Below are 20,792 nucleotides of genomic sequence, written 5' to 3'. Positions count from 1 at the left end.
GAGTGCGATGCCGGGCGGCGTCGAAAAGCTGGCCATCTTTGGTGTGCCGCTCGCGTTCATTTGGCTCTCTTTCATAGTCGAGCTGACGCCCGGCCCGAACATGACGTATCTCGCCGTTCTGACGTTGGCCGATGGCCGCCGCGCTGGTTTCGCGGCAGTTGCCGGTGTCGCCTCCGGCCTTCTTCTGATTGGCCTTCTTGCCGCGCTCGGAGTCGCGGCGCTCATTTCGGAATCGCGGATCCTCTACGAATTATTCCGTTGGGCCGGCGCTCTCTACATGTTCTGGCTGGCCTACGACATTTGGCGCGGCGAAGAGCCAACGGAGGCTAAGGGTGAGGCCGCACAAGCCACGCCGGACCGGTATTTTTTTCGCGGCTTCCTGACGAATGTCCTCAACCCAAAAGCGGCGCTCTTCTACATCGCGGTGCTTCCGCAATTCATCGATGCCAGCCGGGATCTGCTGCCGCAAACGGTGGCTCTCACTCTGGCCTACGTTGCCATCGCGACGATCGTTCATGGCGGGATCGTCGCGTTGGCTTCGAGAGCGCGGCCTTTGCTGCAGGACGCGGATCGTATGCGGGTGGTGAGACGAGGACTGGCGATCGGTCTCTTGCTGGTCGCGTTGTGGCTTCTGTGGTCGACGAAAGCGTCAAACGGCTAGGCGAGCGGCCCAGATTTTCTCGCGGGGCGGCCATCGATCAACCGCGGCCGATGAAGGGCATTTCCGTCGCCATCAGCGTCATGAACTGCACGTTGGCATCGAGCGGCAGGTTGGCGATGTAGAGCACGGCGTCCGCGACGTGGGCAACGTCCATCCGCGGCTCGACCATGACGCGACCGTCAGCTTGAAGAATTCCGCTCGCCATTTTGGCTGTGACGTCCGTCGCGGCGTTGCCGATATCGATTTGCGAGCAGGCGATGTTATCGGCGCGGCCATCGAGTGAAATGGATTTCGTGAGACCGGTGATGGCGTGCTTCGTTGCGGTGTAGGCGGCCGAGAATGGGCGCGGCACTTGCGCCGAGATCGAGCCGTTGTTGATGATCCGTCCGCCACCCGGCGTTTGCGCCTTCATGATCCGGATGGCTTCGCGCGCGCAGAGAAACGGTCCCGTCAGATTGACGTCGACGACGCGCTTCCATTCTTCGAGCGCCAGGTCTTCGAGCGGTACGCCCTGCGTGAAGGTTCCGGCGTTATTGAATAGGAGATCCAAACGGCCGAAAGCGGAGCGCGTCTTTTCGAAAGCGGCGTGGACTGCGGATTCATCGGTGACGTCGGCTGGCGTGACCAGGAACCGGCCTCCGCCAGATACGGCGTCTGCGGCGGTTTTTTCCAGTTCGGCGACGCGCCGGCCGAGAAGGGCGACATCAAATCCATCTGCCTGAAGCTTCAGAGCAACAGCTCGGCCGATGCCCGATCCGGCGCCCGTCACCATTGCCACGCGTGAATTGCCAATCATTTTCGTCTCTTGTGCTGAACATGCGAAACGGCTGCATAACTCCGAACGGCCCGGCGCGCCAGTTTGTGACGCCATGTGGCCATGATAGAAGAATCGCCGCTCGGGGCAGCACGGGGTTCGCGGTCATGGCGGGGACGGAAGCGGCAGGTTCCGCATTTTGCGTCAATTGCGGCACGGCATTGCAGGGGAAGTTCTGCAGCGGCTGCGGCGCACCCGCGGCGGCCCATCAGGGCAAGGAAGGTTGGAGCGCTCTTTCTTCGGAGTTCTTGAGCTCCCGCCGCGACAACAGCTTCTTCCCGGTTGTCGTTTCGTTTCTGATCCACCCCGTCGATACGATCATCCGGCTGACGGACGATCCCGCGTATCGCTCGCATTGGGCGTTCCTGACAGCGATGGTCGGGTTCCAGCTCACGCTCGCTTACGTCATTGTGCCGAAACTGCTTGCGACGCTTTTCAGTATTCCGAATACGGCCAGCAGCGCGACGGTCGTGACGAACGAGGTCGTGCAGTACGTCGGGATGGCGATCCTGACGCCCATTCAATACTACGTGTGCCGCGCACTCGGCACGCTGCCGCGGTCACCGATGTCGTATGTGAAGCTGTGTGTGTTGAGCGTCAGCTATGGATCGATGGTGGCGATCGCCGTCACGCTCATTGCGTTTGCGACAGGGTTTGCCGTGTTGAAGACCCAGGCGGACATCGATCTTAGCGTTGTTTGGCAGGTTTTGACGCTTGCGACTTACGCCGTCGTCCTCGTCTTCGTCTCGGCGAGCCATAAGAGATTTTGGGGAATGTCCTGGCCGGTTGCGATCGGCGTCACGCTCTTTGTCGGCGCGATGTCGTGGCTGGTCGTTTATCCGGCGCTAACGGCGCTTGCGGAACGGGCGGATGTGGCGGGCACTCTGGGCAGCGTTCTGGGATAGACGTCAGGTAAGGCTATGCGGTCGAGCCTTTATCTTGCTGGTACTTACCTGGTTGGGGCTTACCTCGTCGGGACTGGCTTTTCGCCCCGGTAATCGTAGAAGCCGCGCTTCGTCTTGCGGCCGAGCCACCCGGCCTCGACGTATTTCACGAGGAGCGGACAGGGGCGGTACTTCGAGTCCGACAGGCCTTCGTACAGGACCTGCATGACGCTGAGGCAGGTGTCGAGGCCGATGAAGTCGGCAAGCTCCAAGGGACCCATCGGATGATGCGCGCCGAGGCGCATCGCCTTATCGATTGCATCGACGGTGCCCACGCCCTCATAGAGCGTATAGACGGCCTCGTTGATCATCGGCAGCAGGATGCGGTTGACGATGAAGGCCGGAAAATCTTCCGACACTGCTGTGGTCTTGCCGAGGCTTTCGACGAAGACGCGCGCCGTCGCAAACGTCTCGTCGCCGGTCGCGATGCCGCGAATAAGCTCGACGAGTTCCATGACCGGCACCGGGTTCATGAAGTGCATGCCGATGAAGTCTTCGGGCCGGTCGGTGGTCGAAGCGAGCCGCGTAATCGAAATGGACGACGTGTTGGAGGCCAGCATGGCCGTCGGCTTCAGGTGCGGACAGAGCGCCGCGAAGATCTTGTGCTTCAGGGCTTCGTCTTCGGTGGCGGCCTCGATAACGAGATCGCACTCTCCGAAGTCTTCGAACGATGGTGCAAAGCTGATGCGCTCGAGCGCCGTGTCGCGCTCTTCTTCCTTGATCAGGCCCTTGGCGATCTGACGCGCCATGTTCTTATGGACGGCTTCGATGCCTTTATCGAACGACTCCTTTTTCAAGTCGTTCATTGCGACCGAGTACCCCGACAGGGCGACGACGTGCGCGATACCGCTGCCCATTTGACCGGCACCGATGATGCCGACCTTGCTGATCGTCCTGGCAGGTTTCACGCCGACCCTGCCTTTTTCCATCAGCTTCTGAGCTTGCCCCATGAACGCATGTCCTTCGCGGTGAATAGAAGCCGGACTTAGCGTCCGGCTTTCTGCAGTTCTGCGTCGAGTTCGGGCAGGGCCTGGAACAAATCCGCCACGAGCCCGTAATCCGCGACCTGGAAGATCGGCGCTTCGCCGTCCTTGTTGATCGCGACGATGATTTTGGAGTCCTTCATGCCGGCGAGATGCTGAATAGCGCCTGAAATGCCAACGGCGATGTAGAGGTCGGGCGCCACGACTTTGCCGGTCTGTCCGACCTGCCAGTCGTTGGGCACGAAGCCAGCGTCGACAGCGGCGCGCGAGGCGCCCATGGCGGCGCCCAGCTTGTCAGCAATCGGGGCGATATATTTGGTGAAGTTCTCGCCGTTCCCCATGCCACGGCCGCCGGAGATGATGATCTTCGCCGAGGCCAGCTCGGGGCGGTCGGATTTAGAGAGTTCGGCTTTCTCGAAGGTCGAGATGCCGACGGGGGCGGGAGCCGCGACCGTCTCGACTGCAGCCGAGCCGCCTTCACCAACTGCGGGAAATGCGGATATGCGGACGGTGATCACCTTCGTTGCATCCGACGATTGAACGGTCTGGATGGCGTTGCCCGCATAAATCGGACGTTCGAACGTGTCGGGTGAAACGACCTTCGTGATGTCGGATATCTGCATGACATCGAGCTTAGCGGCGACCCGCGGCAGGATGTTCTTGCCGTATGCGGTCGCGCCCGCAACGATCGCCGAATAGTTCTTGGCAATCGAGAGAATGAGTGCCGCAACTTCCTCGGCGAGGCCTTTGGCAAGCTGCGGCGCATCCGCGACGAGAACCTTCGAAACGCCTGCAAGTTTGGCTGCGGTCTCGGCGGCGCTACCAACGTCGGAGCCTACAACCAGAATGTGGACGTCTCCGCCAAGATCCTTCGCCGCGGAAAGTGTTTTGGCCGTTGCCGGCGAAAGGGCATTGCCCGAAAGCTCAGCGAGGAGAAGTGTCGTCATTAGAGAATCCCCGCTTGGCTTTTCAGGAGTTCAACAAGTTCAGCAACGCTGCCGACCTTCACGCCGGCTTTACGCGATGCGGGTTCGCTCGTCTTCAAAACTTTGAGCCGGGGCGCGATATCGACGCCAAAGTCTTCCGGCTTCTTGACATCGAGCGGCTTTTTCTTGGCCTTCATGATGTTTGGAAGCGATGGGTATCGCGGCTCATTCAACCGCAAGTCGGTCGTGACAACTGCGGGCAGGTTGACCTTGATGGTTTCGAGGCCGCCGTCGACCTCGCGGGTAACGGATAGCGAACCTGCTTCCGGAACGATCTTCGAGGCGAACGTGGCCTGCGGCCAGTCGAGCAAGCTCGCGAGCATTTGGCCGGTCTGATTGCTGTCGTCGTCGATGGCCTGCTTGCCGAGAATGACGAGATCGGGCTTTTCGGTTTCGACGAGCGCCTTGAGGAGCTTTGCCACGGCGAGCGGCTCGACGGTCGTGCCTTCCGGGACTTCAATGAGAATCGCGCGATCGGCGCCGATGGCGAGCGCTGTGCGGAGCGTTTCCTGGGCCTTCGCCGTGCCGATCGAGACGGCTACGACTTCCTTGGCGCCGCTTTTTTCCTTTAGGCGAACAGCTTCTTCGATGGCGATTTCATCGAATGGGTTCATCGACATTTTGACGTTTGCCAAGTCGATGCCGGAGCCGTCCGGTTTGACGCGAATCTTGACGTTGTAGTCGACGACGCGCTTGACCGGGACAACGATCTTCATGTCATTCGCCAGGATGCCCGGCGCTCCCTTGTTGTTGTTTCCCGCGCTTCGGACGAACGCAGGTTCTTGCAGCGCGCCTGCTGTCCCAGTCGGGCAAACCGGCTGCGCCCCAAAGGGCCGGCCTGCCCGGTGGCAGAAATAGCTCTCGCAACTGCGAAAGGCGAAAGCTACGGGCGGGTATTGCTCAAGTCAATCGGCGCGTGCGTCGCGGTGTCCTAAAGTTTTGAGGTCATTTCAGGGTACCGGAGAAGGGCTTGGCGGGTCTCTCGGATTATTGCCCTTCGGTCATCGGTTCCTGTCACCTGTTCTTGCCGGGGACCCACAGGATATCGCTTTTGCCCCGATCGTTGACGTAGCGGCTTGCGACGAAAAGGAAGTCGGAGAGCCTGTTAATGTATTTGAGGGCGGGTGCGCTCACCGGCTCATCGGGGAGGGCGGCCAGTTCGACCATTTTCCGTTCGGCCCTGCGCGAAACCGTCCGTGCGACGTGAAGCGCCGCGCCAACCGGGCTGCCTCCTGGTAGAACGAACGAGCGCAAGGGTTCGAGTTCGGAATTCATCTGATCGATCTCGTTTTCCAGTCGCGTCACCTGCGCATCGGAGATGCGCAGCGGTTCGTAGGAAAGTTTTTGGCCCCGGTCCGGCACACAGAGATCGGCGCCCAGATCGAAGAGATCGTTCTGGACGCGAAGTAACATTGCATCCACGTCCGGCAGTTCGCCCGCCAATTGGGTGCGCGCAACGCCGATGACGGCATTCGTTTCATCAACGGTGCCGTATGCCGCTATACGGGGAGACGTCTTCGGAACGCGCTCGCCAGTCCCTAGCGCCGTCGTCCCGGCATCGCCGGTTTTGGTATAAATGCGATTGAGTACGACCATTGGTGCGAAAACCTGGTTTGGCTCATGCAGGATAAAAGCGTCAGCGCCTGTGGCAGGCGGCCCGCCATTAGTGGGTCACAAAGACGTAGGCAAGAATAATAAGGATTGCCACAAACTGGAGGCCAACGCGCCACCGCATGAGCTTCTGGCTCAGATTGGGGTTTTTGCCCTTCATCATGTTCCAGAAGCCGAACAGCAACACGATGAGTACGGCAAAAACAGCAATCGTAGTGGCATGATAGAGAATAGTTTGCATTACCTACATCCGAACCGTGATTTGAGATTTTGCTTACGCCTTCCACCTGGGATGAGCAATGTTCATGTGGTTAAACTGACAGTCCGTACAGGTGTGCGGCCAGCCCGGACGGGGTTCGGCCAGCAAAGCATTACGCATTTGAAATTTGCTCTCCGCAGTAAATGCCTTAATTTTTCCGCCGCATCATTCGCACGCTCGGTTTGGGTCGTCCCAAATCGTGCACACTCTGCGATGTGCGCCCAATGAGCAGAGGCCTCGTGTCAAAGAACCTATCGTCGTCGCGCAGTGGACGGCCTCGCCTTAATGGCGCGGGCGGACGTGCGGGACTGGCCGGCGCACTGATGCTGTCGCTTGCCGTCGCTCCGCTTGGTCCCCTCTATGCGGAAGACGCTCTGCCTTCCGATCCGGGTACCGCACGCAAGGTGCTCGAAGACAAGAAACGCGAACTCGATGCCAATGCCGCCAAGGAGCTGACGATCCAGTCCGACGTCGTGCAGCTCGGCGCCGAGCGCGAGCGGCTGAACGGCCGCCTCGTCGAAACGGCGGGCCTCATTCAGCGCAGCGAAGCGCAGATGACGTCGATCGAGGGACGTCTTTCGGAGCTCGAAGAGCAGGAGCGTGTCGTGCAGGGCTCTCTCGCCCAGCGGCATGGACAGATCTCGGGATTGCTGACCGCATTGCAACGCATGGGGCGCAATCCGCCGCCGGTCCTCGTCACGCGGCGCGAGGATGCCCTGAAGATGGTGCGGAGCGCGATGCTGCTGTCGTCGGCGTTTCCGGATCTAAAAGACCAGGCGGTCACGCTCGGAACGCAGCTCGCCGATTTGCAGCGCGTGATGGGTAATATTCGTACCGAGGGCGCGAGGCTGCAGGCCGAAACGGACCGCCTCAACGAGGCGCGCACCCGTCTCGCCAGCCTCATGGAAGCCAAAAAGCTGACGCTCGCCGATCGCCAGTCGGAGCTAGCGTCGGTTCGTGTCGCGACCGCCGACATCACGAAGAGCGTCACCAACCTGTCGGAACTGATCAACCGTCTCGATACGACCGTGACGGAGAAGACAGGGCTCGGCGCTTACAACGACGAACTCAAGGCACGGCATCTCGCTGACGCGTCGCAAGGACAGACGCAGCCGGCCGGACCGCAGATCATCAAGCCTCCGCCGCCCGAGCAGGATGGCGATAACGCGAAGTCGGCAGCAGCAGGAACGCTTGCCACCAATGTCGCGACTAATCAGGCCCTCAAATCGCCGGCAGCCGCTCCGCAGGTGAAGGCGATACCGGTCGGCGGGCTGACGAAAGTCTCCGCGCCCGAAGCCGACCTTGCGACGGCTGCACCGAGCCCCGCCGGCGGAAGCGGCTCGAAAGTAGCCATGGTCGAATTGGCTCCCGGCGGATCATCGCTCATTACCGGCAGCCCGGGCCGAATCAAACCTGCGATTCCGTTTTCGGACGCTCGCGGCAAGCTGCCTTTGCCGGCCCAAGGACGGCGCGCTCTGACGTTCGGCGAACGCACCCAATTCGGCGGCCAGTCGAAAGGCATGGTCATCGAAACGCGGGCTTCGGCGCAGGTCACATCACCGTGTGATGGCTGGGTTGTCTACGCTGGAGAATTCCGCAGCTACGGCCAACTCTTGATCATTAACGCGGGCGATGGCTATCATGTGCTGCTCGCGGGTTTATCGCAGATCGACGTCCAGCCGGGACAATTCGTGCTGACCGCGGAGCCAGTCGGCACTATGAGCGGTGGGCAAAAGAATTCCTCGCCCGCGCCTGTTAGCGGACCTGTTTTATATGTTGAACTTCGTAAAGATGGGCGTCCTATAGATCCCGATCCCTGGTGGGCATCAGGTCAGCAGAAGGTACAAGGCTAATGCGCAAGACTGACTATGCATTCTGGACATTCCTGTTGATGACAGGTTTGGCCGGCGCGACCACGCTGCTGAACGTCACTCAGACGTACTCGGCGACCGCGTCGCAAAATTCCGAGCTCTATAAGCAGCTCGATCTCTTCGGCGACGTGCTCGAGAGGGTTCGCTCCGATTACGTCGAAAAGCCCGACGATACCGCGCTCATCGAAGCGGCGATCAACGGCATGCTCGCATCCCTCGATCCGCATTCATCGTACATGAGCCCGAAGAATTTCCGGGATATGCAGGTTCAGACGCGCGGCGAATTCGGTGGCCTCGGAATCGAAGTCACCATGGAGAACGGCGTCATCAAGGTCGTTTCGCCCATCGACGACACGCCCGCCGCCAAGGCTGGCCTGATGGCGAACGATCTCATCACCCATCTTGATAACGAAGCGATTTCCGGCCTCACGCTCGAACAGGCCGTCGAGAAGATGCGCGGTCCGGTCAATACGCCGATCATGCTGACGGTCGTGCGCAAGGGCAAAGATGAACCGTTCGACGTGAAAGTCGTGCGCGACGTGATCCGCATCAACGCCGTCAAGTCGCGTGTCGAAGGCGATATCGGCTACGTCAAGGTTACGACCTTCAACGAGCAGACACACGCCAACCTGGTGAAAGCCGTCGAAACTCTCGACAAGCAGATCGGGCCCAACATCAAGGGTTACATCATCGATTTGCGCAACAATCCGGGCGGTCTCCTCGATCAGGCCATCGCGGTGTCGGATGACTTCCTCGAGCAGGGCGCCATCGTTCTCACCAAGGGCCGCAACAACGAGGAAACGCAGCGGGCGAACGCTCGTCCGGGCGATATCTCGGACGGCAAGAAACTCGTCGTCCTGATCAACGGCGGCTCGGCGTCGGCTTCGGAAATCGTTGCGGGTGCTTTGCAGGATCATAAGCGCGCGACGGTCATCGGCACGCGGTCGTTCGGCAAGGGATCGGTCCAGACGATCATTCCGCTCGGCGCCAACGGTGCAATCCGCTTGACCACGGCTCGTTACTACACGCCGTCGAACCGGTCGATCCAAGCCAAGGGTATTGAGCCGGATATCAACGTCGAGGAAGCCGTGCCGGATGACATGAAGGACAAGATCGCCGCCGAGAAGCCGCGCGGCGAGGCGAGCCTTCGCGGCCATCTGAAGAATCCTGACGGCACCGAGAAGGAAGACGATCTGGGCGAACCGTCGGGCTCGGCGTCTTACGTCGCCAAGGACGCCGACAAGGACACGCAGTTGCAGTACGCAATCAACTTCCTGCACGGCACAGCGAAGGGTCCGGAGACGTCCAGCGCGACGCCGTCGCCTGCACCGACCACGACCGGGCCGACGTCCGGCTCGAACAGCAAGGCTCCGGTTCCGTCCGACGATGACAAGAAGGTCACGCCGAACTAAAGCAACCTGCAGAGGTTAGGGTTTGAAGGGCGCCCATTCGGCGCCCTTCATTTTGTTGGGCTGTATTCAATAAGGGGCGGGGTTATGCCGGATCAGTTGAAGAAGGCCGCAGCGGGCGAGCTTGCATACCGTCCCTGCGTCGGCCTCATGGTCATCAATCGCGACGGCCTCGTGTGGGTTGGCCGGCGCGCCGACGTCCCCGGCGACGCCGAGGGACGCGGGACGTGGTGGCAGATGCCCCAAGGCGGCATCGATCCGGGCGAAGAACCGGCGACAGCCGCCCGGCGCGAGCTTTTCGAGGAAACAGCGATCGTCTCGGCCGAACAGATCGGGGAAACATCGAAATGGCTGACCTACGATCTTCCCGATCATCTCATCGGGGTCGCATGGGGCGGCAAATATCGCGGGCAGAAGCAGAAATGGTTCGCCTTCCGCTTCACCGGAGATGACAGCGAAATCAACATTGTGCCTCCCAAGGGAGAGCCTGAATTCGTGGCTTGGCGTTGGGCGGCCGCCGACGATCTTCTCGATCTCATCGTGCCGTTCAAACGAGAGGTCTACCGGGATGTCCTCGCCGAATTCGCTCCGCTCGCGCGCGGCGGTGGCTGACGTGACACGCCTTCCGGTCCTCCGGAAAGCTGCCCAAAAAAGCGCCTTGTGGCGTTTGTCCCCTATGTGACAGTCTAATGTCATAAGACTGCTATGATTTTCTGTACGATAGACGAATCATAGCGCAAACTTGCGTTGAGTTATCCACAGGTCTGGCTAATGACTTTGCTGCCTGATCTTCCAAGCCTCTCCCACACCGCGCTGCCGTTTCGGACGTGCGTCGGCATCATGCTGCTCAATCGCGAGGGCTTGGTGTGGGTCGGCCGTCGCCGTCCCAAGTGGGCGGGAGATCATCAGGCCTACATCTGGCAAATGCCCCAGGGCGGTATCGAGAAGTTCGAAGCGCCGCGGCTTGCGGCTCTCAGAGAGCTTCGCGAGGAAACGGGCGTTACAAACGCCGAAGTGATCGGCGAGCATCCGGAGTGGCTGACCTACGAGCTTCCCGACAGCTTGCTCGGCATCGCGCTCAAGGGCCGGTATCGCGGCCAACGGCAGAAATGGTTCGCGATGCGTTTCCTCGGAGACGATAGCGAAATCGATATTCTGCCGAAGGAAGGCACGAAAGCCGAGTTCGATGCGTGGCGCTGGGCGCCGCTCGACTCGGTGCCGAAACTGATCGTGCCGTTCAAGCGCGAAATCTACGAGCGCGTGACGTGCGATTTCGCGCATCTGGTGCGGCCATTGTCTGAACGCCAGGGTTAGCGCATCTCGCGCGTCCGCACGTTGTTCGACGTTCCGCCAATTCCGCAAACGGCAGATTCAGCAAACAGATTGTCAGTGGTGTGGCACGGTCATGCCGGCAGCTGACATGAGCATTCGAATAAGAACCGCGGCGACACCGACCGCGGCGACGCCCCCGGCGTAGATCAGCACAAGCCAGCCGATGCGGCTCAGCCACGAAGGCTTCTCCATTTCGGCATCTTCGGCGCGGGCGACACGCGTTCCGCGCGCCGGCCGCCCTCGCGGAGCGCACGGCTTCAATGGTAGCCCTCTCCAGCTTTCACCTTGCCGCGAAACACGCTGTAGGCCCAAGCCGTGTACATGAGGATGAAGGGAATTATGAAGAGCGCTCCAACGAGCGTGAAGCCAAGGCTCTGTGGGGGCGATGCTGCCTCCCAGATCGATATCGACGGCGGAAGGATGTTCGGCCACAGGCTGATGACCAAGCCGCTATAGCCTAGGAAGATCAGCGCCAGCGCAAGGATAAACGGTAGCCCGTGGGAATCTCGCTGTACCGCCCAGAGCAATGCGAGCGTCGCCAAGACGACGAGAACCGGTACCGGCGAAAACAGGATGATGTTGGGGAACGAGAACCAGCGTTCCGCTATCGCGGGATGCTCGATGGGCGTCCAGATGCTGACGATGACGATCGCCGCGAAGAGCGTCATGATGATCGGGCGCGCGAGCGCGCGCATGCGCTCCTGTAACGGGCCTTCGGTCTTGATGATCAGCCATGTTGCTCCGAGCAGTGCGTAGGCGAAGAGCAAGGCCAGTCCCGTGAAGATGCTGAACGGCGTCAGCCAGTCGAACGGTCCCCCCGTATAAGCGCGGTTCGTTACCTCGAAGCCCTTGATGAACCTGCCGAGGACGACACCTTGCGAAAAGGTCGCGAGGTAGGAGCCAAAGGAAAACAACGTATCCCATGTGTGTCTCGGCGTCCGTTCGGCGCTCAAACGGAATTCGAAGGCGACGCCACGAAGGATGAGACCGGCGAGCATCGCGATGATCGGCAGGTAGAGGGCCGTCAGAACGACCGAATAGGCGACCGGAAAGGCTGCTAGGAGACCCGCGCCGCCGAGCACCAGCCACGTCTCATTGCCGTCCCATATCGGCGCGACGGAGTTCACCATCAAATCGCGATCGGAGCGGGCGGGGACGAACGGAAAGAGAATTCCGACACCCAGATCGAAGCCATCCATGATGACGTACATCATGAGGCCGAAGCCGATGATCAGTGCCCAGATGAGCGGAAGGTCGATGCCCATAGCTGTCAATTCCCTGGCGCTGACGGAACAACATCGTCGCGTTCGGCACCGGAAATCGGGCGGGCAGGACGACGGAACGGATCATCGACGGAGCCGGCGGCCGGGCCCGCGCCTTCGTCCGGACCTCGCGCAATGATTTTCAGCATGTAGGCGAAGCCTATGCCGAAGACGAGGCAATACAAAACGACGAAAACGATCAACGAGATCGAAAGCTGGAAAACGGAATGGTTCGATGCGCCGACCGCCGTGCGCATGACATTGTAGACGACCCAAGGCTGGCGGCCCATCTCGGTCGTTATCCAACCGGCCAGGATTGCGATCAATCCCGCCGGTCCCATCCACAAGGCGAAACGAAGGAAGGATTTCGAGGTGTACAACTCGGACTTCCACCACAGCCACAGGCCCCAGAGGCCGAGCGCGAGCATGAGAATGCCGAGGCCGACCATGATGCGGAACGTCCAGAATACCACCGTCGCATTCGGTCGATCGTCCCGCGGAAACTGCATCAGTCCCGGGATCTCGCCGTACAGTTTGTGGGTCAAGATCAAGCTGCCGAGATATGGGACTTCGACAGCGTAAAGCGTTTTCTCCTCCGACATGTCCGGCCAGCCGAACAGTATGAGCGGGACGCTTTCGCCGGGAATGTTCACCCAATGGCCTTCAATAGCCGCCACCTTGGCCGGCTGGTATTCGAGCGTGTTGAGGCCGTGCTGATCGCCGATGAACATCTGGATCGGTGTCAGCACCAAAACCAGTCCCATCGCCATCAAGAGCATCGTGCGTATGGCGGGCGTCTGCCGGCCCTTCAGAAGGTGCCATGCGGCAGAGGCGCCGACGAGCAGTCCCGTCGCCAAGAAGGCCGCGACCGTCATGTGCGCGAGCCTGTAGGGGAATGACGGATTAAAGACGACTTTCAGCCAATCGGTGGGAACGACCTGGTTGTCGACCACCGTGAAGCCTGCCGGCGTTTGCATCCAACTGTTGGACGCGAGAATCCAGAGTGTCGAAATCAACGTGCCGGTGGCGACCATTATCGTCGCAAAGAAATGAATGCCGGGGCCGACTTTTTGCCAGCCGAAAAGCATGACGCCGAGGAAGCCCGCTTCGAGGAAGAACGCGGTGAGAACCTCATATGCGAGGAGAGGGCCTGTGATCGGGCCGGCGAAGGTCGAGAATACGCTCCAGTTGGTTCCGAACTGGTACGCCATGACGATGCCCGACACGACACCCATAGCAAAAGCGATTGCAAATACCTTCGCCCAATATTGATAGAGTTCGCGGTATTTGACTTGCTCAGTCCACAGCCAAAGACCTTCCAGCACCACGAGATAGCTTGCGAGCCCGATCGTGAGCGCGGGAAAGATGATGTGGAACGAGACGGTGAATGCGAACTGGAAACGCGCCAGGTCGATGGCCAGAGCCGATGCCGCGGTGGTATCCATGCTTTAGCCTCGGTATCCGAGCGCGCGAGGTATCACGCGTTCACCTTCACCGGCGGAAAAGTCCCGGCTATCTTGCGCCTGACGCCGCTATTCCGAAACAGCGTCGCCTGCGCGAACTTAATGAACGGCTAAGGCGAGGGCGACTTTTCGGAATACATCGAGATCGTTCGCACGCTGATCTATCTCATCGCAACGAGCAATTCAGCAAAAATCAAAAATTCAAATCAAGAATCAAATCAAGAAAGTGCTTCGCGTATTCTTTGCGAGAGTCATGCGGCTAGCGACGCTGGCCGCCACCGCTACCGCCGCTTTGGACGCCGCCGGGCCGCGTGTTATAAATCGAAGGATTGGTGTAGTTCCTCAGCCGATCCGGATAGCTCGGGGCAGGCGAGCCGACATTTCCACCGCCGCTATTTACCGTGCTCGGCGGTGTGCGGATGATCACGTCCGATCCTCCAGACGTCTGACCTGATGCCGTTTGCGCCCAGACTGGCGTAACAACAACCAGCGCCGCTGCGACGGCAAGGATTGGTTTTTTCATTTTCAGCCTCATAATTCATCGTCACGCAGGGGCCCACCCGCCTCATTCACATGGGGAATCCGGATCAGGCTGCAAGGCTGGCCGGGACCTCAGTCAGCGGACCAAGAAGATGGTCCAAGTCGCCAAGCCGAAGAGGACGGCGCAAAGCAGCGTCAGCATGAGCGGATTGCTCACCGGAGGTTTGTCGCTGCCGTCGGGCGGATCAGTGAGTTTTGACATGGAGCATCAGGAATACAAATTGTTTGAACTGAGTATGATGGAAACTTAGTACGATTTTTCAGTGTGTTGGCAGATAAATGTCGAAAAGTGGTTGATCTTTCGTGAATAAGCTTTTGAACTTAGTTTCGCATCGAGGCATCGTGGATCTACGATCATTTGACATAGAGCATTCGCGGCTAGGCCGAATAGTCTGGAAATCCACGCGATCCGGCATATTTTGAGTCCGCGGCGGGGGAGTGCTTCCGAAAGCTGAGGAGCTTTAGGATGCCAATACCGTACCTCAGCGGCTGCATTGCGGCCGCGGTAGCTATTCTCGGGCTCGGCGCGTTCAGCATGATCGCTTATGGGGATGCGGAGCCCGAAAGCCTTCGGATCCAGAAAGAAACCGAGAAGTCTTATAAGACGACGCCGGTCGTCCCGATCGATCGGCCAAATTCTCATCACCGCGAGTTTTTGAAAGATGGGCCGGCCGGCTATCAGCTCGGTCCGGCGCCGCCTATTCCCGGCACGGGTGGGTCCGGAAGTGGAAAACGCGCGTCCGGAAAGTAGCGCGAAGAATTTTTTCCAGGGCCCGAGCGGGCCCTACAAGCTCATGAAGACGGTCGTGGGAGTTCACGTCACGCCGCCCGGCGATCTGCGTAGCAGCCCGCCCCTCAACACATGCCGAACCTAAGTCTTCCAGACAACGTCCTGATGCGGAAAGGCGAATGGCGCTCGGGAGCGACGCTGCGGCATCCGGCACATTGGACAATTTGCCCAATGCCCTCGCGGTTGGGACCGGGACAAGAAGCTACGAAGAGGCTCGCGGACGCTTTGCGCGCAGAGCTGGGCATGGTTCAAGGAGCAATTACGGCCGATGAGTGGAGCCTCAGCCACGTTCGAACGGGACGCGAGAATCGTGAATGCCCGTCACGGCGATGTTAATCCCGGCGAGATCGCCATCGGGGTCATCATCGGCCGGACCTCGGAGTTTTTTGACTTCTTCGTCTACGCTATTGCGTCAGTCCTCGTTTTTCCGAAGCTCGTCTTTCCGCATCTCGATGCGCTGACCGGCACGCTTTATTCGTTCGCGATCTTCGCGCTTGCATTCGTCGCTCGCCCGATCGGCACCGTCATCTTCATGGGCATCGATCGTGCCTACGGTAAGGGCGTGAAGCTGACCATCACGCTGTTCCTGCTCGGCAGCTCGACCGTCGCGATCGCGTTTCTTCCGGGCTATGAACAAATCGGCTGGGCATCGGCGTTTCTTCTCGCGGCTTTCCGCATCGGCCAGGGCCTTGCTCTCGGCGGCGAATGGGATGGTCTTCCCGCACTGCTAGCGCTCAACGCACCAGAAAAGCGGCGCGGCTGGTACGCGATGATCCCGCAGCTCGGTGCGCCGCTCGGCTTGATGGTCGCAGCTGCACTCTTCGCTTATTTTGCCGCCAACCTTTCGTCGGAAGATTTCCTCGATTGGGGCTGGCGCTATCCGTTCTTCGTCGCGTTCGCGATCAACGTCGTTGCGCTCTTCGCGCGGCTTCGCATGGTGGTAACGCCCGAATACACGCAGCACTTCGAGCAGCGTGAACTTGAACCGAAGCCCATCGGAGAGACGATCCGCGTCGAGGGCGTGCATATCGTGATCGGCGCGTTCGCGCCGCTCGCGAGCTTTGCGCTCTTTCACATGGTCACGGTGTTCCCGCTTTCGTGGGTCTTCCTTTACACGGATCAGAGCCCATCGCGCTTTCTCGTCATCGAGCTGATCGGCGCCATCGTCGGTCTCATCACCATCGTGCTCTCGGGGTATGTGGCCGATCGCGTCGGCCGTAGAAATCTGCTGTCCGCGACAGCGGCCGCCATCGCTGCCTTCAGCGGGTTCGCGCCGCAGCTTCTCAACGGCGGCGACGTCGGCGAAGTCATCTTCATGGTGTCCGGCTTCATCCTGCTCGGCTTGTCGTTCGGGCAGTCGTCGGGCGCGGTGGCGTCGAACTTCTCGAAGGCTTATCGCTACACGGGATCGGCGTTGACGACGGACCTTGCCTGGCTCGTCGGCGCTGGGTTTGCGCCGTTCGTCGCGCTTTATCTGTCGAGCCAGTTCGGTCTGATGGCGGCGGGCGGTTACCTGCTCTCAGGCGCCGTCGTTACGCTGCTGGCGCTTGCAATGAGTCGTCAGCTCGAGTCGACCGATCGCTAAGTTTCTTCGATCACTACCGTCATAAAAAACGCGCCGGGCTGTTAGCTGGGCGCGTTTTTGTTTGTCAGTTTGTGGGCGGCAGCCGGTCTCAGGCGAGGCCGAGCTTCTGCGCCAAGCCTATGCGCTGTAGCTTGCCCGTCGCGCCTTTCGGAATTTCCGGCAGAAGCAGAATCTTACGCGGCACCTTGTAGTTCGCCAAGCGCTCGCCGGCGAAATCACGCAGCTCGCGCTCGGTTGCTTCCTGGCCTTCCCGCAGAACGACGGCGGCGGCGACGTCCTCGCCGAGCTTGTCGTGCGGCACGGCAAACGTGACGACCTGCAAGACGGCCGGATGATCCATCAGAACTTCGTCAACCTCGCGCGGCGATACCTTCTCGCCGCCGCGATTGATGATCTCCTTCAGGCGGCCCGTGATCGTGATGTAGCCGTCAGCATCGATCGTGCCCTGGTCGCCGGTGCGGAACCAGCTGTTGGTGAAGGCTTCGCCGTTCGCCTTGTCATTGTTCTCGTAGCCGGCGGTGACGTTGTCGCCGCGGATGACGATCTCGCCGACTTCGCCGGCCGCGAGCAAATTGCCGTCGGTGTCCATAATGGCAACCTCGGGTCCGGCGGCGATTCCGACGGTGCCGGGTTTCCTGACGCCACCGATCGGGTTCGATGCCATTTGATGCGACGCTTCGGTCATGCCGTACGCTTCGACGACGGGCGCGCCGAACGCGGCTTCGAGCTCGGTGATGACTTGCGGCGGCAGCGACGACGAGGACGAGCGAATGAAGCGCAGCTTATGACGCGCAATCGTTTCGCGATTGTGGTTGGCGCGGCCGACGATCGCCTGATGCATGGTCGGGACAGCCGTGTACCAAGTCGGCGCGGCCTCTTCCATTGCCGAGAAGAATTTGAGGGCATTGAAGCCGGGCGTGCAGAAGATCGAGCCACCGCGCGACAACGGCGCGAGCACGCCTGCGATCAGTCCGTGGATGTGGAAGAGCGGCATGATGTTGAGCGCGCGATCGTCGCTGGCGAGGTTCAGCGCCGTCGCGATGTTGGACGCGGACGCTGCGACGTTGCCGTGAGTCAGCGGCACGATCTTGGGACGAGACGTGGTGCCGGACGTGTGGAGGATCAGCGCGATATCGTCGCTATCTGCCGGGCCGGGCCGGTCAGGCTGTTCGCGGCCGGCGGCAGCAGCCGAAAGCGTGAAGGCGCCCGCGCCGTGCGCGGGATCGGACTTGAGCGTGATGATGGTGATGCCACGCTTTTCGGCGACGCCAACCGCGGGCGAGGTGCTGCCTTCCTCGACGATGAGCGCCTTCGTGTTGATGTCCGACATGTAGAAATCGAACTCATCGGCGCGATATCCCGGGTTGAGCGGCGCGGCGGTCGCGGCCGATGCGGTTGCGACGAATGCCGTCGCCATTTCCGGGCCATTCGGAAGTACGATCGCGACGCGGTCTCCGCGGCCTATCCCGAACTCGTTCAGGCGAGCGATCGTCCTCAGGACGAGCGTCCGAAAGCCGGCATATGTGAGTGGCTCGGCGCCCGACGTTCTGATCGCCGGGGCCTGGTCATCGCCCGCTTTGAGAAGGTCGTGAAGTGTCGCGCTCGTTGTCATTTTGTTACTCGTGTCTCCGGTGCGACGCCATTTGAAGGCGTCGTCAGGCTTTTTCAACTCAGGCTTTTTCGATTCTCAGGCGGCCGCCATCGCGTGCGAGTGTCGCCGCGAGCAGCTTCACGCAGGCGTAAACCGTCTCGATTTGCGGGGTCGGAACGTTTGCGACCCGGCCCAGTTCGATGACGGAGCCAATCAGCGCATCGGCTTCGATGCCGCGGCCTGCCTCGATATCCTGAAGCATCGACGTCTTGTGCGGGCCGACCGCCTCGGCGCCGGCGATGCGTTTCTCCAACGGAATTCGGAAGCGGACGCCTAGTGCTTCGCCGACGGACTGGGCTTCGCGCATGAGGCGTGCGGCCGCGTCCCGGGTCGGCTGGAATTTGCAGATATCCTCAAGAGTAGCATGCGTGAGGGCGCTGATCGGATTGAAGCTCAGGTTGCCCCAGAGCTTCGTCCAGATCTCGGCGCGGATATCGCCTGCGACCGGGGCTTTGAAGCCCGCTTTCTGCAGCGCCTCGGAAATACGCACTATGCGTTCCGTTTTCGAATTGTCGATTTCGGCGATCGAGAAGCGGTTGCCTTCGATATGCTTAATCACGCCGGGCTCGGTTATCTCGGCAGCCGGATAAACGACGCTCCCGAGCACACGTTCAGCCGGCAGGTTGTCGGCGATGATGCCGCCGGGATCGACGCTTTCGAGGCGCCGGCCTTCGTGCGGTCCGCTGACGCGCAAGAAATACCACCAGGGAATTCCGTTCTGTGCGGTGAGCACGGCGGTGTCGCGACCATACAGCGCGGGAAGATCGCGAACGACGGCTGCGACCTGATGTGCCTTCATGCCGAGGATGACCAAATCCTGTTCGGTTAGGTCCGCGATTTTATCTGTCGCAGCGATGCGAGAGATGTTTTCGCGTCCGTCCTCTTCGATCAGCTTCAGTCCATTCGCGCGGATCGCGGCAAGATGGGGCCCGCGAGCGATGACGGTGACCTCTTCGCCGGACTGCGCGAGGCGTGCGGCAAGCAGGCCGCCGATACCACCTGCACCGACGACACAAATTTTCATTGAACCTCGTCCTTCACGTATTGCGCGGGCGCAGCAAAAAAACTTTGTTGCCGGTTCGCGTCAACGCTCCACTTGTCGAGCGCGATATTTCACGATTTATGTGCGGAGCGCTTTTAGTGCGAAATCAAAAAGAATTACAAGCCTGAGGGAAGGCCAACACTATGACTATTCAAGCGGAGACGAGCGCTCCCGCCTCAAGTGTCGCGGCGCCGTCGTCGAAGCGCTGGCTGCAGCTGCTTCTTGGCGTGCTGTGCATGACGATGATCGCCAACCTGCAATACGGTTGGACGCTGTTCGTCAATCCGATGGCCACAAAGTTCGGTTGGGAGYTGGCGGCGATCCAATGGGCATTCACGATCTTCGTTCTGACGGAGACGTGGCTCATTCCATTCGAAGGCTATCTCGAAGACAAGTTCGGACCGCGGCCGCTCGTGCTGTTCGGCGGCATTATGGTCGGCATTTCGTGGGTGATGAACTCGTATGCCGACTCGCTCATGATGCTTTACGTCGGACAGGCGATCGGCGGCGTCGGCGCGGGCGCGGTTTACGGCACGTGCGTCGGAAACGCTCTCAAATGGTTTCCCGACCGGCGCGGCCTTGCGGCAGGTGTGACGGCCGCAGGCTTCGGAATGGGGTCTGCACTGACAATCATTCCGATCTCGAAGGTCATTGCCGCCGACGGATATGAAGCGGCCTTTCTCTATTTCGGAATTTTGCAATCCGTCGTCATCGTGATTGCATCGTTCCTGCTCAAATCGCCGTCGAAGGAGACGCTCGCAGCCCGGCCAACGACGCTGGTTTCGGCGCAGCGGTCATTTTCACCGATGGAGATGCTGAAGTCGCCGATCTTCTGGGTCATGTATGCGATGTTCGTGATGATGGCGGCCGGCGGCTTGATGGCCACGGCGCAGCTCGCACCCATCGCGAAAGACTTCAAGGTTGCGGACGTTCCGGTTTCGCTTCTCGGCATTACGCTGCCGGCTTTGACGTTTGCGCTCTCTCTCGACCGTATTCTCAACGGCGTGACGCGACCTTTCTTCGGCTGGGTCTCGGACAAGATCGGACGTGAGCAGACGATGTTCATCGCCTTTGGCATCGAGGGCATCGGCATTCTCGCGCTCGGCCACTACGGCCATGATCCGTTCATGTTCGTGCTGTTGACGGGTCTCGTGTTCTTCGCGTGGGGCGAAATCTACAGCCTCTTCCCGGCGACGTGCGGCGACACGTTCGGCTCGAAGTTCGCGACGACGAACGCGGGCCTTCTCTACACGGCGAAGGGAACGGCGGCGCTGCTCGTGCCGTTCTCCAGCATCCTGACGCAATCGACGGGAAGCTGGCACGCGGTGTTTTACGCGGCGGCGGCCATGAATATCCTGGCGGCTATTCTCTCGCTCTTGGTTTTGAAGCCGATGCGAGAGCGCGCTTTGCGGACGCAGTGACGCATCTCTAGATTTCAAATGCTTTGAAAGTTTCGAGCGAGCTGGAACCTGGTTCCGGCTCGTTCTGTTTTGAGCGCAGGCAAATGCTTCAGGGCAATCGCAATGAGAGCCGCCGATCCATCGAAGGCATATCTACTCTTGGAGCCTGCCCCATCGTGCTCGTCACGA

Annotated in this window: 22 protein-coding genes; 9 read left to right on the top strand and 13 right to left on the bottom strand. The window is 60.3% G+C overall.

What is annotated here, in order from left to right:
* Nucleotides 1–7: 7 nt before the first annotated feature.
* The gene (locus tag AC1DK3_RS14475; RefSeq protein WP_477192965.1) at nt 8–661 is read left to right on the top strand and encodes a LysE family translocator; all 654 of its coding nucleotides are present in this window, start codon (nt 8–10) and stop codon (nt 659–661) included.
* Between the two features lie 37 nt (nt 662–698).
* Here the strand turns inward: AC1DK3_RS14475 and AC1DK3_RS14470 are convergent, their stop codons facing one another.
* Complete coding sequence (locus tag AC1DK3_RS14470; protein WP_477192964.1) at nt 699–1,457, bottom strand: SDR family oxidoreductase; 759 nt, start codon at nt 1,455–1,457, stop codon at nt 699–701.
* A 125-nt stretch (nt 1,458–1,582) separates the two neighbouring features.
* Between AC1DK3_RS14470 and AC1DK3_RS14465 the strand changes: the two genes are divergently transcribed.
* Nucleotides 1,583–2,380, top strand: a complete 798-nt coding sequence (locus AC1DK3_RS14465; protein WP_477192963.1) for a zinc ribbon domain-containing protein — start codon at nt 1,583–1,585, stop codon at nt 2,378–2,380.
* 59 nt (nt 2,381–2,439) lie between these two features.
* On the opposite strand, the gene AC1DK3_RS14460 is transcribed toward AC1DK3_RS14465, so the two are convergent.
* The 5 genes from AC1DK3_RS14460 to AC1DK3_RS14440 all read right to left on the bottom strand — a co-directional run bounded on the left by AC1DK3_RS14460 (nt 2,440) and on the right by AC1DK3_RS14440 (nt 6,240).
* Nucleotides 2,440–3,369: a 3-hydroxybutyryl-CoA dehydrogenase gene (locus AC1DK3_RS14460; RefSeq protein WP_477192962.1), complete on the bottom strand. Its 930-nt coding sequence runs from the start codon at nt 3,367–3,369 to the stop codon at nt 2,440–2,442.
* A gap of 35 nt (nt 3,370–3,404) precedes the next feature.
* Nucleotides 3,405–4,349, bottom strand: a complete 945-nt coding sequence (locus AC1DK3_RS14455; RefSeq protein WP_477192961.1) for an electron transfer flavoprotein subunit alpha/FixB family protein — start codon at nt 4,347–4,349, stop codon at nt 3,405–3,407.
* Complete coding sequence (locus AC1DK3_RS14450) at nt 4,349–5,104, bottom strand: electron transfer flavoprotein subunit beta/FixA family protein (protein ID WP_339086771.1); 756 nt, start codon at nt 5,102–5,104, stop codon at nt 4,349–4,351. Before AC1DK3_RS14450 ends, AC1DK3_RS14455 begins: the two co-directional genes overlap by 1 nt.
* A gap of 298 nt (nt 5,105–5,402) precedes the next feature.
* Complete coding sequence (locus AC1DK3_RS14445; protein WP_477192960.1) at nt 5,403–5,984, bottom strand: cob(I)yrinic acid a,c-diamide adenosyltransferase; 582 nt, start codon at nt 5,982–5,984, stop codon at nt 5,403–5,405.
* Between the two features lie 67 nt (nt 5,985–6,051).
* Nucleotides 6,052–6,240: a twin transmembrane helix small protein gene (locus tag AC1DK3_RS14440; protein ID WP_092869055.1), complete on the bottom strand. Its 189-nt coding sequence runs from the start codon at nt 6,238–6,240 to the stop codon at nt 6,052–6,054.
* 257 nt (nt 6,241–6,497) lie between these two features.
* Here AC1DK3_RS14440 and AC1DK3_RS14435 point away from each other — a divergent pair, with 257 nt between their 5' ends.
* The 4 genes from AC1DK3_RS14435 to AC1DK3_RS14420 all read left to right on the top strand — a co-directional run bounded on the left by AC1DK3_RS14435 (nt 6,498) and on the right by AC1DK3_RS14420 (nt 10,852).
* The gene (locus AC1DK3_RS14435; protein ID WP_477192959.1) at nt 6,498–8,111 is read left to right on the top strand and encodes a murein hydrolase activator EnvC family protein; all 1,614 of its coding nucleotides are present in this window, start codon (nt 6,498–6,500) and stop codon (nt 8,109–8,111) included.
* On the top strand, nt 8,111–9,541 hold the full coding sequence (locus AC1DK3_RS14430) for a S41 family peptidase (protein WP_477192958.1): 1,431 nt from the start codon (nt 8,111–8,113) through the stop codon (nt 9,539–9,541). The genes AC1DK3_RS14435 and AC1DK3_RS14430 overlap by 1 nt, the downstream gene beginning before the upstream one ends.
* Nucleotides 9,542–9,625: 84 nt before the next feature.
* On the top strand, nt 9,626–10,150 hold the full coding sequence (locus AC1DK3_RS14425) for an RNA pyrophosphohydrolase (protein ID WP_477192957.1): 525 nt from the start codon (nt 9,626–9,628) through the stop codon (nt 10,148–10,150).
* A 168-nt stretch (nt 10,151–10,318) separates the two neighbouring features.
* A complete protein-coding gene (locus AC1DK3_RS14420) occupies nt 10,319–10,852 on the top strand; it encodes an RNA pyrophosphohydrolase (RefSeq protein WP_477193413.1) in 534 nt (177 codons plus the stop codon).
* A 72-nt stretch (nt 10,853–10,924) separates the two neighbouring features.
* Here the strand turns inward: AC1DK3_RS14420 and AC1DK3_RS14415 are convergent, their stop codons facing one another.
* The 5 genes from AC1DK3_RS14415 to AC1DK3_RS14395 all read right to left on the bottom strand — a co-directional run bounded on the left by AC1DK3_RS14415 (nt 10,925) and on the right by AC1DK3_RS14395 (nt 14,337).
* Nucleotides 10,925–11,062: a DUF2474 domain-containing protein gene (locus AC1DK3_RS14415; protein WP_477192956.1), complete on the bottom strand. Its 138-nt coding sequence runs from the start codon at nt 11,060–11,062 to the stop codon at nt 10,925–10,927.
* A gap of 65 nt (nt 11,063–11,127) precedes the next feature.
* Entirely contained in the window at nt 11,128–12,135 is a 1,008-nt protein-coding gene (cydB, locus tag AC1DK3_RS14410) for a cytochrome d ubiquinol oxidase subunit II (RefSeq protein ID WP_477192955.1), read from the bottom strand.
* A 5-nt stretch (nt 12,136–12,140) separates the two neighbouring features.
* On the bottom strand, nt 12,141–13,577 hold the full coding sequence (locus AC1DK3_RS14405; protein ID WP_477192954.1) for a cytochrome ubiquinol oxidase subunit I: 1,437 nt from the start codon (nt 13,575–13,577) through the stop codon (nt 12,141–12,143).
* A gap of 277 nt (nt 13,578–13,854) precedes the next feature.
* Nucleotides 13,855–14,118 carry a hypothetical protein gene (locus AC1DK3_RS14400; RefSeq protein WP_477192953.1) on the bottom strand — a complete coding sequence of 88 codons (264 nt, stop codon included), beginning with the start codon at nt 14,116–14,118 and terminating at the stop codon, nt 13,855–13,857.
* Nucleotides 14,119–14,211: 93 nt separating this feature from the next.
* Nucleotides 14,212–14,337 (bottom strand): hypothetical protein, encoded by a 126-nt coding sequence (locus AC1DK3_RS14395; RefSeq protein ID WP_477192952.1) that lies wholly within the window; start codon nt 14,335–14,337, stop codon nt 14,212–14,214.
* A gap of 264 nt (nt 14,338–14,601) precedes the next feature.
* Here AC1DK3_RS14395 and AC1DK3_RS14390 point away from each other — a divergent pair, with 264 nt between their 5' ends.
* Nucleotides 14,602–14,886, top strand: a complete 285-nt coding sequence (locus AC1DK3_RS14390; RefSeq protein ID WP_477192951.1) for a hypothetical protein — start codon at nt 14,602–14,604, stop codon at nt 14,884–14,886.
* Between the two features lie 307 nt (nt 14,887–15,193).
* Nucleotides 15,194–16,510 (top strand): MFS transporter, encoded by a 1,317-nt coding sequence (locus AC1DK3_RS14385; RefSeq protein ID WP_477192950.1) that lies wholly within the window; start codon nt 15,194–15,196, stop codon nt 16,508–16,510.
* Between the two features lie 88 nt (nt 16,511–16,598).
* On the opposite strand, the gene AC1DK3_RS14380 is transcribed toward AC1DK3_RS14385, so the two are convergent.
* On the bottom strand, nt 16,599–18,122 hold the full coding sequence (locus tag AC1DK3_RS14380) for an acyl--CoA ligase (RefSeq protein ID WP_477192949.1): 1,524 nt from the start codon (nt 18,120–18,122) through the stop codon (nt 16,599–16,601).
* Between the two features lie 58 nt (nt 18,123–18,180).
* The gene (locus AC1DK3_RS14375) at nt 18,181–19,185 is read right to left on the bottom strand and encodes a ketopantoate reductase family protein (RefSeq protein WP_477192948.1); all 1,005 of its coding nucleotides are present in this window, start codon (nt 19,183–19,185) and stop codon (nt 18,181–18,183) included.
* 161 nt (nt 19,186–19,346) lie between these two features.
* Here AC1DK3_RS14375 and oxlT point away from each other — a divergent pair, with 161 nt between their 5' ends.
* Nucleotides 19,347–20,624, top strand: a complete 1,278-nt coding sequence (gene oxlT / locus AC1DK3_RS14370; RefSeq protein ID WP_477192947.1) for an oxalate/formate MFS antiporter — start codon at nt 19,347–19,349, stop codon at nt 20,622–20,624.
* The last annotated feature ends 168 nt before the right edge of the window (nt 20,625–20,792 follow it).

It is taken from the genome of Hyphomicrobium sp. 01T421, assembly GCF_056398805.1.
Note: the sequence above shows the minus strand (reverse complement) of the source record. Positions and strands in the feature narration are given on the sequence as shown.

What these genes read in the sequence shown, in the direction of transcription:
- AC1DK3_RS14405 (WP_477192954.1), bottom strand. Translation starts at nt 13,577, where the DNA reads ATGGATACCACCGCGGCATCGGCTCTGGCCATCGACCTGGCGCGTTTC.
- AC1DK3_RS14430 (WP_477192958.1), top strand. Translation starts at nt 8,111, where the DNA reads ATGCGCAAGACTGACTATGCATTCTGGACATTCCTGTTGATGACAGGT.
- AC1DK3_RS14395 (WP_477192952.1), bottom strand. Translation starts at nt 14,337, where the DNA reads ATGTCAAAACTCACTGATCCGCCCGACGGCAGCGACAAACCTCCGGTG.
- AC1DK3_RS14470 (WP_477192964.1), bottom strand. Translation starts at nt 1,457, where the DNA reads ATGATTGGCAATTCACGCGTGGCAATGGTGACGGGCGCCGGATCGGGC.
- AC1DK3_RS14465 (WP_477192963.1), top strand. Translation starts at nt 1,583, where the DNA reads ATGGCGGGGACGGAAGCGGCAGGTTCCGCATTTTGCGTCAATTGCGGC.
- AC1DK3_RS14385 (WP_477192950.1), top strand. Translation starts at nt 15,194, where the DNA reads ATGAGTGGAGCCTCAGCCACGTTCGAACGGGACGCGAGAATCGTGAAT.
- AC1DK3_RS14445 (WP_477192960.1), bottom strand. Translation starts at nt 5,984, where the DNA reads ATGGTCGTACTCAATCGCATTTATACCAAAACCGGCGATGCCGGGACG.
- AC1DK3_RS14440 (WP_092869055.1), bottom strand. Translation starts at nt 6,240, where the DNA reads ATGCAAACTATTCTCTATCATGCCACTACGATTGCTGTTTTTGCCGTA.
- AC1DK3_RS14375 (WP_477192948.1), bottom strand. Translation starts at nt 19,185, where the DNA reads ATGAAAATTTGTGTCGTCGGTGCAGGTGGTATCGGCGGCCTGCTTGCC.
- AC1DK3_RS14450 (WP_339086771.1), bottom strand. Translation starts at nt 5,104, where the DNA reads ATGAAGATCGTTGTCCCGGTCAAGCGCGTCGTCGACTACAACGTCAAG.
- AC1DK3_RS14460 (WP_477192962.1), bottom strand. Translation starts at nt 3,369, where the DNA reads ATGGGGCAAGCTCAGAAGCTGATGGAAAAAGGCAGGGTCGGCGTGAAA.
- cydB (WP_477192955.1), bottom strand. Translation starts at nt 12,135, where the DNA reads ATGGGCATCGACCTTCCGCTCATCTGGGCACTGATCATCGGCTTCGGC.
- AC1DK3_RS14475 (WP_477192965.1), top strand. Translation starts at nt 8, where the DNA reads ATGCCGGGCGGCGTCGAAAAGCTGGCCATCTTTGGTGTGCCGCTCGCG.
- AC1DK3_RS14455 (WP_477192961.1), bottom strand. Translation starts at nt 4,349, where the DNA reads ATGACGACACTTCTCCTCGCTGAGCTTTCGGGCAATGCCCTTTCGCCG.
- AC1DK3_RS14390 (WP_477192951.1), top strand. Translation starts at nt 14,602, where the DNA reads ATGCCAATACCGTACCTCAGCGGCTGCATTGCGGCCGCGGTAGCTATT.
- AC1DK3_RS14425 (WP_477192957.1), top strand. Translation starts at nt 9,626, where the DNA reads ATGCCGGATCAGTTGAAGAAGGCCGCAGCGGGCGAGCTTGCATACCGT.
- AC1DK3_RS14415 (WP_477192956.1), bottom strand. Translation starts at nt 11,062, where the DNA reads ATGGAGAAGCCTTCGTGGCTGAGCCGCATCGGCTGGCTTGTGCTGATC.
- AC1DK3_RS14400 (WP_477192953.1), bottom strand. Translation starts at nt 14,118, where the DNA reads ATGAAAAAACCAATCCTTGCCGTCGCAGCGGCGCTGGTTGTTGTTACG.
- AC1DK3_RS14380 (WP_477192949.1), bottom strand. Translation starts at nt 18,122, where the DNA reads ATGACAACGAGCGCGACACTTCACGACCTTCTCAAAGCGGGCGATGAC.